12 protein-coding genes and 1 tRNA gene are annotated in these 13,005 nt (G+C 67.7%); 8 read left to right on the top strand and 5 right to left on the bottom strand.

Features of this window, described 5'->3' with window-relative positions; all coding sequences use genetic code 11:
- Positions 1-3: 3 nt before the first annotated feature.
- Positions 4-1,359, bottom strand: a complete 1,356-nt coding sequence (locus tag ACZ45C_RS08400) for a sodium-dependent transporter (protein ID WP_460558399.1) — start codon at positions 1,357-1,359, stop codon at positions 4-6.
- 136 nt (positions 1,360-1,495) lie between these two features.
- Between ACZ45C_RS08400 and ACZ45C_RS08395 the strand changes: the two genes are divergently transcribed.
- Positions 1,496-2,893 carry an NAD(P)/FAD-dependent oxidoreductase gene (locus ACZ45C_RS08395; RefSeq protein ID WP_460558397.1) on the top strand — a complete coding sequence of 466 codons (1,398 nt, stop codon included), beginning with the start codon at positions 1,496-1,498 and terminating at the stop codon, positions 2,891-2,893.
- Positions 2,894-2,939: 46 nt separating this feature from the next.
- Here ACZ45C_RS08395 and ACZ45C_RS08390 read toward each other — a convergent pair whose 3' ends face one another.
- Complete coding sequence (locus ACZ45C_RS08390; protein WP_460558395.1) at positions 2,940-4,040, bottom strand: M24 family metallopeptidase; 1,101 nt, start codon at positions 4,038-4,040, stop codon at positions 2,940-2,942.
- A 174-nt stretch (positions 4,041-4,214) separates the two neighbouring features.
- Here ACZ45C_RS08390 and ACZ45C_RS08385 point away from each other — a divergent pair.
- Both ACZ45C_RS08385 and ACZ45C_RS08380 read left to right on the top strand, forming a co-directional pair.
- A tRNA-Val gene (locus ACZ45C_RS08385) sits at positions 4,215-4,289 on the top strand.
- A gap of 142 nt (positions 4,290-4,431) precedes the next feature.
- Positions 4,432-4,749, top strand: a complete 318-nt coding sequence (locus ACZ45C_RS08380; protein ID WP_460558393.1) for a DUF5785 family protein — start codon at positions 4,432-4,434, stop codon at positions 4,747-4,749.
- A gap of 46 nt (positions 4,750-4,795) precedes the next feature.
- On the opposite strand, the gene ACZ45C_RS08375 is transcribed toward ACZ45C_RS08380, so the two are convergent.
- Positions 4,796-6,124: a divalent metal cation transporter gene (locus tag ACZ45C_RS08375; RefSeq protein ID WP_460558391.1), complete on the bottom strand. Its 1,329-nt coding sequence runs from the start codon at positions 6,122-6,124 to the stop codon at positions 4,796-4,798.
- A gap of 183 nt (positions 6,125-6,307) precedes the next feature.
- Here ACZ45C_RS08375 and ACZ45C_RS08370 point away from each other — a divergent pair, with 183 nt between their 5' ends.
- On the top strand, positions 6,308-7,366 hold the full coding sequence (locus ACZ45C_RS08370; protein WP_460558389.1) for a DUF1611 domain-containing protein: 1,059 nt from the start codon (positions 6,308-6,310) through the stop codon (positions 7,364-7,366).
- A complete protein-coding gene (locus tag ACZ45C_RS08365) occupies positions 7,363-8,412 on the top strand; it encodes a dipeptide epimerase (RefSeq protein WP_460558387.1) in 1,050 nt (349 codons plus the stop codon). Before ACZ45C_RS08370 ends, ACZ45C_RS08365 begins: the two co-directional genes overlap by 4 nt.
- A 21-nt stretch (positions 8,413-8,433) precedes the next feature.
- Here the strand turns inward: ACZ45C_RS08365 and ACZ45C_RS08360 are convergent, their stop codons facing one another.
- Complete coding sequence (locus ACZ45C_RS08360; protein ID WP_460558385.1) at positions 8,434-9,306, bottom strand: PspA/IM30 family protein; 873 nt, start codon at positions 9,304-9,306, stop codon at positions 8,434-8,436.
- Positions 9,307-9,527: 221 nt separating this feature from the next.
- On the opposite strand from ACZ45C_RS08360, the gene ACZ45C_RS08355 reads away from it, so the two are divergent.
- Both ACZ45C_RS08355 and ACZ45C_RS08350 read left to right on the top strand, forming a co-directional pair.
- A complete protein-coding gene (locus tag ACZ45C_RS08355) occupies positions 9,528-10,499 on the top strand; it encodes a sugar phosphate isomerase/epimerase family protein (RefSeq protein ID WP_460558383.1) in 972 nt (323 codons plus the stop codon).
- Positions 10,500-10,509: 10 nt separating this feature from the next.
- Positions 10,510-11,643: a Gfo/Idh/MocA family protein gene (locus ACZ45C_RS08350; protein ID WP_460558381.1), complete on the top strand. Its 1,134-nt coding sequence runs from the start codon at positions 10,510-10,512 to the stop codon at positions 11,641-11,643.
- A 42-nt stretch (positions 11,644-11,685) separates the two neighbouring features.
- Here the strand turns inward: ACZ45C_RS08350 and ACZ45C_RS08345 are convergent, their stop codons facing one another.
- Complete coding sequence (locus ACZ45C_RS08345; protein WP_460558379.1) at positions 11,686-12,153, bottom strand: type IV pilin; 468 nt, start codon at positions 12,151-12,153, stop codon at positions 11,686-11,688.
- A 106-nt stretch (positions 12,154-12,259) separates the two neighbouring features.
- On the opposite strand from ACZ45C_RS08345, the gene ACZ45C_RS08340 reads away from it, so the two are divergent.
- Positions 12,260-12,874, top strand: coding sequence for a YIP1 family protein (locus ACZ45C_RS08340; protein ID WP_460558377.1), 615 nt, complete (start codon positions 12,260-12,262; stop codon positions 12,872-12,874).
- Positions 12,875-13,005 lie beyond the last annotated feature (131 nt).

The raw sequence follows: 13,005 nt of genomic DNA, 5'->3' as shown, positions 1-13,005 counted from the left end.
CGGTCAGCGCGCGGCCAGCCACTCGGCGAAGTCGACCGTGAGGAACTCGACGTAGTCGACCACTCCGAGGTACAGCGAGACGGCCACGACGACGACGATCGGAACGCGGACGATCCAGATCCAGACGTCGCCGAACGGACCGAGGTCGCCGATCCCTCGCGAGAGTTCCTCGCGAGCGATGTCGGGAATCACCCAGCCGACGAACAGGGCGAGAAGCAGCGAACCCAACACGAGCAGCACGCCGTCGGCGAGCAGATCGAAGAGGTCGAGGAAGATCAGGTCGATCGTCACCGGCACCCCGAGCAGGAAGACCGCGACGCCGAGTGCGGCCGACGCGGGAACGCGAGAGACGCCCAGCTCGTCCATCAGGTAGGAGACGAGCACTTCGAGGATGCTGATCGCCGACGAGAGGGCCGCGATTCCGACCATCCCGAAGAAGACGACGCCGAGGACGCGACCGCCGGGGATCCCGGCGAACGCCGTCGTGAGACTCACGAATATCCCGCCCGGGCCGCCCGATCCGGGTTCGAGGCCGGCCGCGAAGAGGAAGGGAAAGACGACGAACCCGACGAGCACCGCCACGAGGGTGTCGAGGCTGGCGATCACGCCCGCGTCCGCCACGAGGTTCCGGTCCTCGCCGAGATAGGAGGCGTAGGTGATCATCACGCCCATGCCCAGCGAGAGGGTGAAGAAGGCCTGTCCGGCGGCGGCCGGGAGGATGCTCGTCCAGTTCGCCGCGAGGTAGCCGAAGTCCGGCGAGAGGTAGTAGCCGTATGCCGCCGTCGACGCGTCGAGAGTGAACCCGTACGCCGCGAGTCCGACGAGCAACGCAACGATCGCCGGTACCATGATCTTCACGCCGATCTCGATACCGCGCCGGACGCCGGCGGCGATGATCCCGATGACGAGCGCCATGAACACGGCGTGGAAGAGCAGCGTGTCGATCCCGGTTGCGACGGTGCCGAACAGCGCCTGTGCCTCGCCGGTGTCGGCGACGGCGTAGCCGTCGAGGACGCCGATGAGGGTGTACCGAAGGAACCACCCCGCGACGACGCTGTAGTACGATAAGATGACGAAGCCGATGGCCACGAACAGCCAGCCGAGGTAATTCCACGCGCCGCTACCGAGATCCCGTATCGCGCCGACGGGGTTCAGTTCCGTGCGCCGCCCGATCACGAACTCGACGAGGATCGCCGGGAGACCGATCAGCGCGACGAAAAGCAGGTAGACGAGGAGAAACGCTCCCCCGCCCTCCTGTCCGGTGATGAAGGGAAATCGCCAGACGTTCCCGAGCCCGACCGCGCTGCCGACCGCGGCGAGGATGAATCCCGCCCGTGTCGCCCATGTCTCGCGTGCCATGTGTGTCGGATCGGCTTCCCCGGATCGTCTAAAACGTGTCTCTCCGGCGCTCTAACCAGTAACGAACGACGATGAACGACTCGGTCCGAGGCGTCGGGACCGTGAATTTAATACTCGGACGGGAACCTCTCGGAGTATGGAACGCGTAGACGTCGCGATCGTGGGGGGCGGGCCGGCAGGCTCCGCTGCAGCGCACGCGGCCGCGACCGGCGACGCGGACGCCCTCGTTCTCGAAAAGGGGGTTCCGCGGGACGATCGGGACCGGCTCGGCCCCGACTCGACCGACGCCGCCGGAATATTGGACTACTGGGTCGACATCATGGGAATCCATCCCGACGAGTTCGACGACGGCGTCCTCCAGCGGGAGCTGAACCGCGCAGAGTTCCGCGGGCCCGAGGAGTCGGCGACGCTCACGTCGACCGGTATCGACTCCTCGTACGACAAGTTCGGCTACACCTTCCACCGCGCGCGGTTCGACGACTGGCTCCGCGACCGGGCGGAAGACGCCGGAGCCGAGTACCGAACCGGGGTATCCGTCCGTGACGTCGACACAGATCGGTCAATAGCTCCCGGCACGGCCGACGCCGACCGACCGCGTCACGTCGTCGACCTCGCCTCCGGCGAGTCGGTCGGGGGCGACTTCGTCGTCCTCGCCGACGGACCGCAACGCACGATCACGAACCGCGTGCTGGACGAGTACCTCCCCGCCGACGCACCCGCGTCGGAGCGGCTCGCCTCGCGGACGGCGAACCACATCGCGTACCAAGAGTATCGCCGAGTCCCGGAGGCGGTGTACGAGGAGGTGAACGACGCGATCGTCTTCTGGTGGGGCGTGATGCCCGGCGAGACCGCGTACCCGTGGATCTTCCCGAACGCGGACCGCATCTGTCGGATCGGGCTCACGATGCCGATCGGTTTGGACATCGACGAGTTCGACCGCGACGCGTACGCGCTGCTCGATTCCGAGGACGACTCGATCCCGCAGGGCGGCGAGTACGTCCGGCGGCTCTTGGAGTGGCAGTACGGCGAAGAGTACGACATCGACGAGGAGTTCCCGCTCGTCGAGGACGCCGGCAAGCGCGGCGGAACGGAGACGTACCCGATCTCCTCGACACGACCCATCGACTCGCCGACGGGCGCGGGTATCGCCGTCGCCGGCGGTGCGATGGGGACGACCTCCGCCTTCCACGAGGGGGGCGACCACGTGGCGGTCCGCACCGGCGCGATCGCGGGCGAACTCGCCGCTGAGGGCGACCTCGGGTCGTACAACCGACGATGGAAGGAGGCAATCGGCGACGAGGTCGTCCGGAACGTGACGATGGCAGACATGGTCGCGGAGTACGACTCGGACGACTGGAACCGGATCATCGGGGCGGCGGACGCGATGCTCGCGGCAGAGGCAGGCGACGGCCTGCTCTCACAGCCGTATCGCTCCGGCTGGGAGTCGATGAAACTGCTACTGGCGTACAAGTGGAACAAGCGCCGCGTCAAGAAGGACTACGTCGGCATCGACGAGAGCGAGTACGTCTACTGATCGAACGGCCGGATCCGCCAGCCGTCCCGCCGCGTTCTCCGTCGCATCACCGGATCACCGGCGCGGTCAGCTCTCTCGGCTCGGCCGGTATTCCGTGGACTGCGACGGGTTCCACGTCGTGTGTCGGCCACTGACCGGTCTTCGTGAGCGTCTCGGTCCGGTCGGCCGCGACGAGGTGAGTATCCTCGCTTTTCGCTCCCTGCACCGTCGGGTTCCAGGCGTATCCCATGGGGCACCGAACCGGTTCGTCGCTCTCGGGTGTGGCGATCCACTCGCGGCCCGCGAAGCCAGCAGCACCCCCTTGATGGTGTTCGCGCCACTCGTCCGGGTGACCCACGGCGTCGTATGCCTCGCGGATCGCAGCGAAGACGTCCGCGGCAGTGCCGTCGCCCGCCGCGGCCGCCTCCGTCGCCGCGAGCGCGGTCGCCTCGACGCGGGCGGCCGCGCGGTGACGCTCTTCAAGCCACTCCGGTGCGTCGAAGGCGACGGTGCGCGTGAGCGAGGCGTACAGCCCGGCGCGCTCGGCGGTGACCGAGACCAGCGCGTAGTCCCCGAGGGTCGCGTCGGTCGGCGTGTAGTGTCGATACGCCTGTGCGCGTTCGGCACCGCCGACGAGCACGACGGGGGTGTTCACGTCGCGGGACGCGAGCGAGATGTCGATGCCGGCGGCGACCTCGTACTCCGGATCGTCCGGTTCGAGGTTCCGGCAGACGGTTTCGAGGGCGGCGGCTGCCTCGCGTCCCAGTTCGCGGTATCGCTCGACGTCGTCGTCGGTGAGGGGCTGTCGGAGGCGACCGCCGTCGACGCGGTCGAACTCGGGGACGTCGAAGTCCGCGGCCGCGGGAGCGGGCGACCGATCAGCGACCGCCTCGGCGAGCGACGAGGCGTGCCACGGGAACGATTCGACGTCGAACCGGTCCGGCAGTTCCTCGTCGGCGAGCCTGTCGGCTTCGATGTTGTCGGCGATCACGCGGAGTTCGCCGTCGTATCCGGCCGCGGCGACGCCGATATCGGCGTCGTCGTCGACGACGTTGTCTCCGCCGGTGAGCCACGCGAAGCCGTTCGGCTTGGCGAACCAGACCGCTTCGAGGCCGCGCGCGTCGAGGTACTCGTCGAGCCTGTCGGTGCGAGCGGAGAGATCAACCATGCGAGCACACTCTCGTCGATCACAAAAAAGACAGTCGAAAGCGCGTCACCGGGAGACGCGTCGGATCGAGCGGCGGCGCTCGGATCGACTGACCGCGGCCTACCGCGGGCGGCCGAAACGAAAGGTTCAATTATATCCCCCGGATACCACGAATTGCGATTGAACGCCCCTGAAGGGTTGGTAGTCTAGTCCGGTTATGACACCTCCTTGACATGGAGGAGGCCGGCGGTTCAAATCCGCCCCAACCCACTCCCTTATAAGTAAAAACCGCACGACGGCGAGAGACGTTTATACCGCCGTCGAGGCCGCCACCATCGCGACGGCGTTCGGAGCGAGTCAGTCCGTCACAGGTTCCGAAATGACTATGCCCGGGACCGACGAATCGGTTCGCATGGACTGGCCACACGACCCCGACGGAGAACAGGGGAGCGAGGGAGGACGGAAGTACGGCCACGCCGTCCTCGCGAAGAAGATCGACGAGGAGGAGGATTTCCCGCTGTCGGCGACCGAGTACGTCGAACAGTACGGCGACCATCCCGTCCGGATCGACTTCGAAACGGTCGTCTCCGTCGAGGAGATATTCGAGAGCGTCGAAACGGAGGAGTTCGACGACTTCGTCGAGTTCCATCAGGAACTCGGCCGAGTAATGCGCGAGAACGGCTACTGGTTCTACGAGGGCGCGGCGCAGTTCGTCGGCGGCGACGCCTGACGCCGACCGCGAATATACGCGGCGTGTTGCGGTGTGGTTGGTCTCGTCACGCCGCGCTGCGGTACGCCTCTGCGAGTAACTTGGCGAGCAGACCGATCGTCGCGAGCCCCAGCGCCGCCGCGAAGGCGACGACGAGTCCCGTGAGGAGGTCGATCCCGCCGCCAATCTGTTCGATGACGAAGTTGACCGCCAGCCCGCCCGATATCAGCAGTAGCGCGGCTCCGCCGAGGTTCGCGAGCGTCGACGTGCCCTCGGGCACGGCGTCGGAGTTCAGGAGGTACAACACGACGACGATCGCGAAGGGAGTTCCCACGGTGCCGAGCGCGAGCACGAGAACGAGCTGGCCGAGGACTTCTCCGCCGATGAACGCGCCCGGGGCGGACAACAGCGCGATGGCCACGAGTAGCCCGCGGTATCGCGTGTCCTCGACCGTCGTTCCCCACCCGAGTTTGTCCGCGACGAGGAACGGCGGGACGAGCGTGTTCCCCCCGAGCGTGGAGACGGCCGCGCCGCCGAGACCGAGCAGGAACAGCCACTGCGCGGCCGAGCCGGCCAGCGGACCGAGCGCCTGTGCCGCCCCCACTGTCGAGAGGCTCGGGTCGGTGAGGACGCTCGCGGTGACGAGGAACGTCGCCACGCTGTAGACTCCGAACGCGACGAGCATAGAGGTGACCACGTCCACCGTCGCGAGGCGGTATTCGCTGCCGGTCCACTGGCGCGCCCGCATCGTGTACGAGTGCATGGTGATGAGCGTGATGTGGACCGCGCCACCGAGGATGCCCGCGGCCACGACGCCGCTACCGGCGGGGAGCGTCGGGACGAGCCCCGCGACCGCTCGCGACGGGTCGATCGGGACGACGAAGAGCGACGCGACGAACGCGACCACGACCGCGGTGACCAGCACCTTCGCGACGAACTCCACGAATCGGTACCCCTTGCCGGCCAGCCCGACCACGAGAACGAGCGCCCACGCAGCGCCGCAGATCCGCGCGTCGACGCCCGTGATGGTCGCCGAGACGCTTGCCACGGTGTTCATGATCACCAGCTGTGCGACCCCGGCGGCGACGACCACGTCCGCGACGAGGATCCACGCCCACCACTCGCCGAGGTGACGCTCGACGACCTCGACGACTCCGCGTTCCGTCAGAAGCCCGAGACGCATCGCGAGGTACTGCGCGAGCGTGCCGGCGACGGCCGACAGGACGACGACCCAGAGCAGGGCGTAGTCGAACCGCGCGCCGGCGGTTATCAGGCTCGCCATCGACGCCGGACCGGCGGCGATGGCACCGGCGATCCACGCCGGCCCCATCCCGGCGAGATACTCGCGAATTCGGACTCCCCAAGGAGCGGTCACACCCGAAGCTGTCTCAGACATACTCTGGTGGTAACACTGGAGAATAATACACTTGCCCTTCTCGTCGTCACCATGTGATATGTGTGCATACAACGTGTTTGGCGTCTCGTGCATGACCGGGGTTTCCCGGACGCTTCGCTTCCGGCGTCTCGGCGACGTGGCCACCTCGACTCTTTTAAGCGTTCCCGGGGCAACGGACCGATCATGAGCGACGAACGGATCGTCATCCTCGCCCACGAGAAGTTCCCCGACCGCGCGAAGACCGCCCTCGGCGTGATGCGTTACGGCGACCAAGACGTCCGTGCGGTCCTCGACCGCGACCGCGCCGGCGACCGCGTGAACGAACACGTCCCCGATATTGCTGACGCGCCGATCGTCGAGTCGTTCGCGGACGCGTACGCGGCCGCCGACGGCGACCTGGACGCATTATACATCGGGATCGCGCCGATCGGCGGCGGCTTCGACGAGTCGTGGCGCGACGACGTCGAGGCCGCGATCGAGGCCGGCTGCGACGTGGTGAGCGGGCTCCACTACTTCCTCAACGAAGACGCGGAGCTGGCCGCGCTGGCCGACGAACACGGCGTCGATCTCGTCGACGTCCGCGAGCCCGACGACGATCTCACGGTCGCGACCGGAGCCTCGGGCGATGTCGACGCCGACGTCGTGTGCACGGTCGGTACCGACTGCTCGGTCGGGAAGATGACGGCCTCACTGGAGATCGTCGCTGCCGCCCGCGAGCGCGGGATCGACGCGGCGTTCGTCCCGACCGGACAGACCGGTATCATGATCGCCGGGTGGGGGAACCCGATCGATCGGGTCGTCTCCGACTTCACCGCCGGCGCGGTCGAGGACATGCTCGTCGAGGTCGGCGACGACCGGGACCTGCTCGTCGTCGAGGGACAGGGCAGCATCGTTCACCCAGCCTACTCGGCTGTCACCTGCGGGATCCTCCACGGATCGATGGCCGACGGACTCGTACTCTGTCACGCCGCCGGCCGCGAGGCCATTCACGGGTACGAGTCGTTCGACCTCCTACCCGTCTCTGAGTACGTCGACCTGTACGAGGGGCTCGCGGACCCGATCAACGAGACGACGGTCGTCGCCGGGGCGCTCAACACGAAGGATATCGACGACGACGAGACGGCGGCAGACGCGGTCGCGTCGTTCGCGGCCGACGTCGGGGAGCCGGCCGCGGACCCCGTCCGCGACGGCGCAGAGGCGATCGTCGACGGCATCGTCGCCGCGGGCCTCGGCGACGAATGAACCTCGACACCGAGTTCGAGCGGGTTTCGCTGCCGCTCTCGGACCCGTTCACCATCTCGCGGGGGACCCAGACCGACGCGGAGAACGTGATCGTCCGCGTCACGGACGACGGAGGAATGACTGGCGTCGGCGGCGCGGCCCCGTCGGCGCACTACGGCGAGACCGCGTCGACGGTCGAAGCCGTGCTTCCGGATCTCCTCGCCGCCGTCGAGTCGGTCGGCGACCCGCACGCGCTCCACGAGATCGAGTCTCGGATGGCGGCCGTCGTGAACGACAACCCGGCCGCTCGCTGCGCCGTGTCGATCGCGGTCCACGACCTCGCCGCCAAGCGGCTCGGCGTTCCGCTGTACCGGCTGTGGGGGCTCGACCCCGCGGCCGCGCCCGCCACGTCGTTCACCGTCGGGCTCGATGAGACCGACCGCGTCAGAGAGAAGGCTGCCGCAGCGGCCGAGGCCGGCTATCCGATACTCAAGCTCAAGCTCGGCACCGACCGCGACCGCGAACTCGTCGACGCGGTCCGCGACGCCGCACCGGACGCACGGCTCCGCGTCGACGCCAACGAGGCGTGGACGCCGCGGGAGGCCGTCCGAAAGAGCGAGTGGCTCGCCGACCGCGACGTGGAGTTCGTCGAGCAGCCGGTGCCCGCCGGTGACCCCGACGGCCTCCGATTCGTCTACGAACGGTCGGCGCTGCCCGTCGCTGCAGACGAGTCGTGCGTGACGCTCACCGACGTCCCCGCGATCGCCGACCGGTGTGACATCGCGAATCTGAAGCTGATGAAGACCGGCGGGCTACTGGAGGCGAGGCGACTGATCGCGGCGGCGCGCGCCCACGGGCTGGAGGTGATGTGCGGCTGCATGATCGAGTCGAACGCGTCGATAGCGGCGGCCGCACAGCTCGCACCGCTGCTCGACTACGCCGACATCGACGGGTCGCTGTTGCTCGCCGAGGATCCGTACGACGGGATCGGACTGACGGACGGCGAGATCCGGCTCGGGGACCAGAGCCGAGCGGGGACCGGGGCCCGACGACGCCCGGACGAGTGAGACGATCCGAGCGGTGCGGCATCAGTTTCGCGGCTCGTCGGCGTCGACCTCGGACTCCTCTAGCTCGACGTCGGTGTCCGCGTCGTCGTCGAGGTCCGATTCGAGGTCGTCTGCGTCGATGTCGGACTCGATGTCCGAGAGTTCGGCGTCGATCTCCTCGTCGGTGCTCTCGGATCCCGCGTCGGACGCTCCGTCGCTTTTGCCGAGGTCGCCCTTGAGCGTCTCGAGTTCGGCGTCGACCTCGCTGTTCGTCGAGAGGCTCTCAAGCTCTCGGTCGATGCTGTCCTTGTCGGATAGCGCGTCCTCGAAGGCCCCGGAGTCTTCGAGTTCGTCCATCGCCTCCGAGCGCGCTTCCATCTCCTCGGTGCGTTCTTCGGCGCGCTCGATGGAGCGGCTCACGTCCTCCATCTCGTCGCCGACGCCGGTCATGGCCTCCGAGACGCGCGAAGACGCCTCCGCGGCCTCGTATCGGGCCTTCATCGTCTCCTTTTTCGTGCGGAACTCCTCGATGCGGTTCTGGAGCTTGTTCTTCTTCTCGACGAGCTGCTCTTGCGTGTCGTTCAGGTCCGCGATCTGTCCCTCCAGCTCCTCGATCTGGCTCATCTTCGATTTCTTCTTTTCGAGGGCCTGACGCGCGAGGTCGTCGCGGTCCTGCTGGACCGCCTCGCGGGCCTGCCGGTTGTGTTTCTCGACGTTCTCCTCCAGTTTCCGCTTTTGAATCTCGAGGCGTTTCTTCTGGGTCGTCAGGTCGGCGATCCCCTGTTTGACGTCCTGGAGTTCGTCGCGCATCTGTTCGTACGAGTAGTCGAGCGACTCCGTCGGGTCCTCCGCTCGGTTGAGGAGGGCGTTGACCTTCGAGCGGATGACGTAGGAGGCGCGAGAGAGGATTCCCATATCCGGCATACACGCTCCATCCGTTAAAACCTCATGTGGTCCGACTCCCGGATGCGAGTGAATCGGAACCTCAGCCGTTCCGAGGCGGGATCTCCGGCGGCACACCGCGGATCCGCTGTCGTTCCGTCGCGTACCACCGCCGTCGAAGATCACGTCGTGACGACCGGCTCCCCGTGGACACATCCTGAAGATTTATTCGATGCGTTGTACTAATATCTCGCATGGACATCGGCGTGCTAACTGTTCCCTTGGGTGGTGAATCGATCGACGATGCGGCCGCGTATCTCGACGACGTCGGTGTCGACGCCGTCGAACTCGGCGTCGGCGGGTGGCCCGGCGAGGACCACGTCGATCGTGAGCGATATCTCGAAGACGAGCGATCCAGAGCGGACCTGCTCGCTGTGCTCTCCGATCACGGCCTCCGGATCTCCGCTCTCGCCACGCACAACAACCCGCTCCATCCGGACGACGAGCGGGCCGCAGAGGCGGACCGCGAGCTTCGGGAGGCGATCCGGCTCGCCGACCTGCTCGGCGTCGACACCGTCACGTGCTTTTCCGGACTCCCCGCCGGGGCACCGGGGGATTCGACGCCGAACTGGATCACCGCCCCGTGGCCGAGCCAACACGCCGACGCGCTGGCGTACCAGTGGGACGAGGTGGCGATCCCCTACTGGAGCGACCTAGCGAAACACGCCGACCACCACGACGTCGACGTCGCCATCGAGATGCACCCGAACATGCTCGTCTACGAGCCGACCGGCATGCTCACGCTCAGGGAGGCGACGAACGACCGGATCGGCGCGAACTTCGATCCCTCACACCTCTACTGGCAGGGGATCGACGTGACCGAGGCGATCCGGTTTCTGGGCGAACACGACGCGATCCACCACGTCCACGCCAAAGACACCAAGGTGTACGAGTCCGAGAGCCGGGTGAAGGGAGTCCTCGACACGACGAGCTACACGGAGGAAGCCGACCGATCGTGGCTGTTCCGATCGATCGGGTACGGCCACGACGAAGGACACTGGAAGGACCTCGTCTCCACGCTCCGGATGGTCGGCTACGAGGGAGCGCTCTCCATCGAACACGAGGACTCGCTCACCTCCTCGCGAGAGGGGTTAGAGAAGGCCGTCGACGTGCTCGACCGCGCGGTCTTCGAGACGCGACAGGGAGACGTCTACTGGACGGAGTGAGGACGCGATCATGACACAGAAACCACTGCGGATCGGCGTGCTGGGGTATCGATTCATGGGTAAGGCGCACGCGAACGCGCTGGCGCGGCTTCCGATGTTCTTCCCGGACGCGCCCGCGGTCGAGCGTCACACGCTCGTCGGGCGCGACGAGGACGCCCTCGCGGACGCGGCCGAGCGATTCGGTTTCGCGAACACCGCGACCGACTGGGAGGACGCGCTCGACGAGGTAGACGTGTTCTACAACCTCGGTCCGAACCACGTGCACGCGGAGCCGTCGATCGCCGCCCTCGAAGCCGGCGTCCCCGTCCTCTGTGAGAAGCCGCTCGCGCCGACGTTAGAGGAGGCGGCGGCCATGCGCGACGCCGCGGCTGACGCGGACGTTCCGGCGGGTGCCGCGTTCAACTACCGGTTCGTCCCCGCCGTCCGATACGCTAAGGGCCTCATCGAGGACGGCGAACTCGGCGAGATACGGCAGGTCCGCGGCCGATACCTGCAGGACTGGCTCGTCGACCCCGAGGCGCCCTGGGCGTGGCGGATGGACGCCGACCTCGCTGGGTCGGGCGCGCTCGGCGATCTGGGCGCGCACACGGTCGACCTCGCGAACTTCCTCGTCGGCGACCGGGTCGGCGCGATCGATCGGGTGTCCGGCCAGTTGACGACGTTCGTCGACGAGCGCCCGGTGTACGACGACGGCGGCGACGTCGAGGAGTACCGGGACGTGACCGTCGACGACGCCTACGCCGCACAGGTCGCGTACGAGTCGGGCGCGGCCGGGAGCTTCGAGGCCAGCCGCGTCGCCGCGGGCCACAAGAACGATCACACGGTCGCGGTGCACGGATCGAAGGGGAGCCTGAAGTTCTCACTGGAGCGGCTCAACGAACTGGAGGTGCTCCGCGAGGAGTCCCGCGGCTACGAGACGGTGCTCGTCACCGAGGAGACCGACCCGTACGTCGACCGCTGGTGGCCGCCCGGACACGTGATCGGCTGGGAACACACGTTCGTCCACGAGAGCTACGAGTTCCTCTCCGCGGTCGCCGACGACCGCGAGTTTTCGCCGTCGTTCGCCGACGGCTACGCGGTCCAGCGCGTGCTCGCTGCGATCGAGGAGGCCGACGAGCGCGGCGCGTGGGTGTCGGTGGAGTAGACCGCGTCCAGCGAGAGCAGACGGGCCCCGAGAACACCGGTCTCAGACGGCGGTCGAACCGAGGGGATCGCGTCCGGATCCGCCCTCTGCCCACTCCTCGATGTCGGAGTCCTCGCCGTCGTACCGGCCCAGCGTCTCACGGGTATCGAACGCCATCGGTTCCCAGACGATATCGAACTGCTCGTTGCCGGTCGCGTTCGGGACCGGGACGCGGTCGCCGGGCTGGACGACGCCGTCGCCGGGCCACCCCCCGAACTGGACATTTCCGTCCGGGTCCTCGCCGCGGACGTACAGCTCCTGTGCGGGAACCGGATCGGGGCCGTTGGCGACGACGACGAGTTCGCCTCCGTCCCGTTCGGCTTCGAACTCCGCGTCGGGCGGGGCGACGCCGTCGATGAGACCGATCATCGCGGCACCGACGAGCGCCAAGAGCACCACGACGATACCGACGAGTAGCCCCGACCCGGCGAGCGGCGTGAACCCTCGATCGTCGTCTCGGAGCGCGCGCATTCGACCGGACCTCCGCTGTGCTCCGTATAATCAGTTACCCGCCGGTTATCAGAGGAGATATCTAGAGATCGGAACGGGGTTATCCCGTCCGCCCTTACGAGCGACCGTGACCTCGTGGATCGATGATCCTGCGGGCGGACGTGCGCGGGGGGCGCGCGGAATCGCTCGCGCGTGGATCGAGGTGCTCGTTCGCCCGCGGCGGCTGTTCGCAAACGGAGTCAGTCCCGGCGATCAGGCTCCCGGGCTGACCTTCGCGGTCGCCGTCGCCGTCGCGTACACGCTGGGCTGGACTCTCGCGGACCCTGCGGCGGTCCCCGGAATCGTCGGCTCCGTCGCGGTCTCCGCGCTCGTGGTGCTCCTCCTCGTGGCCGCGCTCGCGGCACCGGTCGGGCTCCACCTGACCGCGGCCGTCGCGACGCTGTCCGTGGTGATCGCCAGCGTCACCTACGACCGCGGGTTCGGCCTCCGCGACCGAGCTGGCGTGAGCGAAACCGTGCAGGTGGTCGCGTACGCGAGTTCGCCGATGGCGCTCGCCGGACCGCCGATTCCGGTGCTGCGCATCGTTTGCGGCGCGTACGCGACGGCGCTGTTCGTGGTCGGGATCCGGACCGTCCACCGGACCACCCTCCCGCGAGCGGTCGTCGCCGGACTCCCGCCGGCCGTGCTCGGGTACGGCGTCGGCTACCGGGTCATCGCGGCGGTCCGTACCGTACTCGGGTGACGCCGACGCGGCGTGTCCACCGGGATGTGGCACGCGATCTGTCACGGTCACCACCGGAACCACCAACTCCCGCGATTTCTCCCGCGTGCTCTCACACGGGTTTCGACAACCGTTTTAGGCCCGAGATTCTC

Source organism: Halorubrum pallidum, assembly GCF_055380345.1.
The sequence above is the reverse complement of the archived record's forward strand: the minus strand, read 5'-3'. Positions and strand labels throughout refer to the sequence as shown.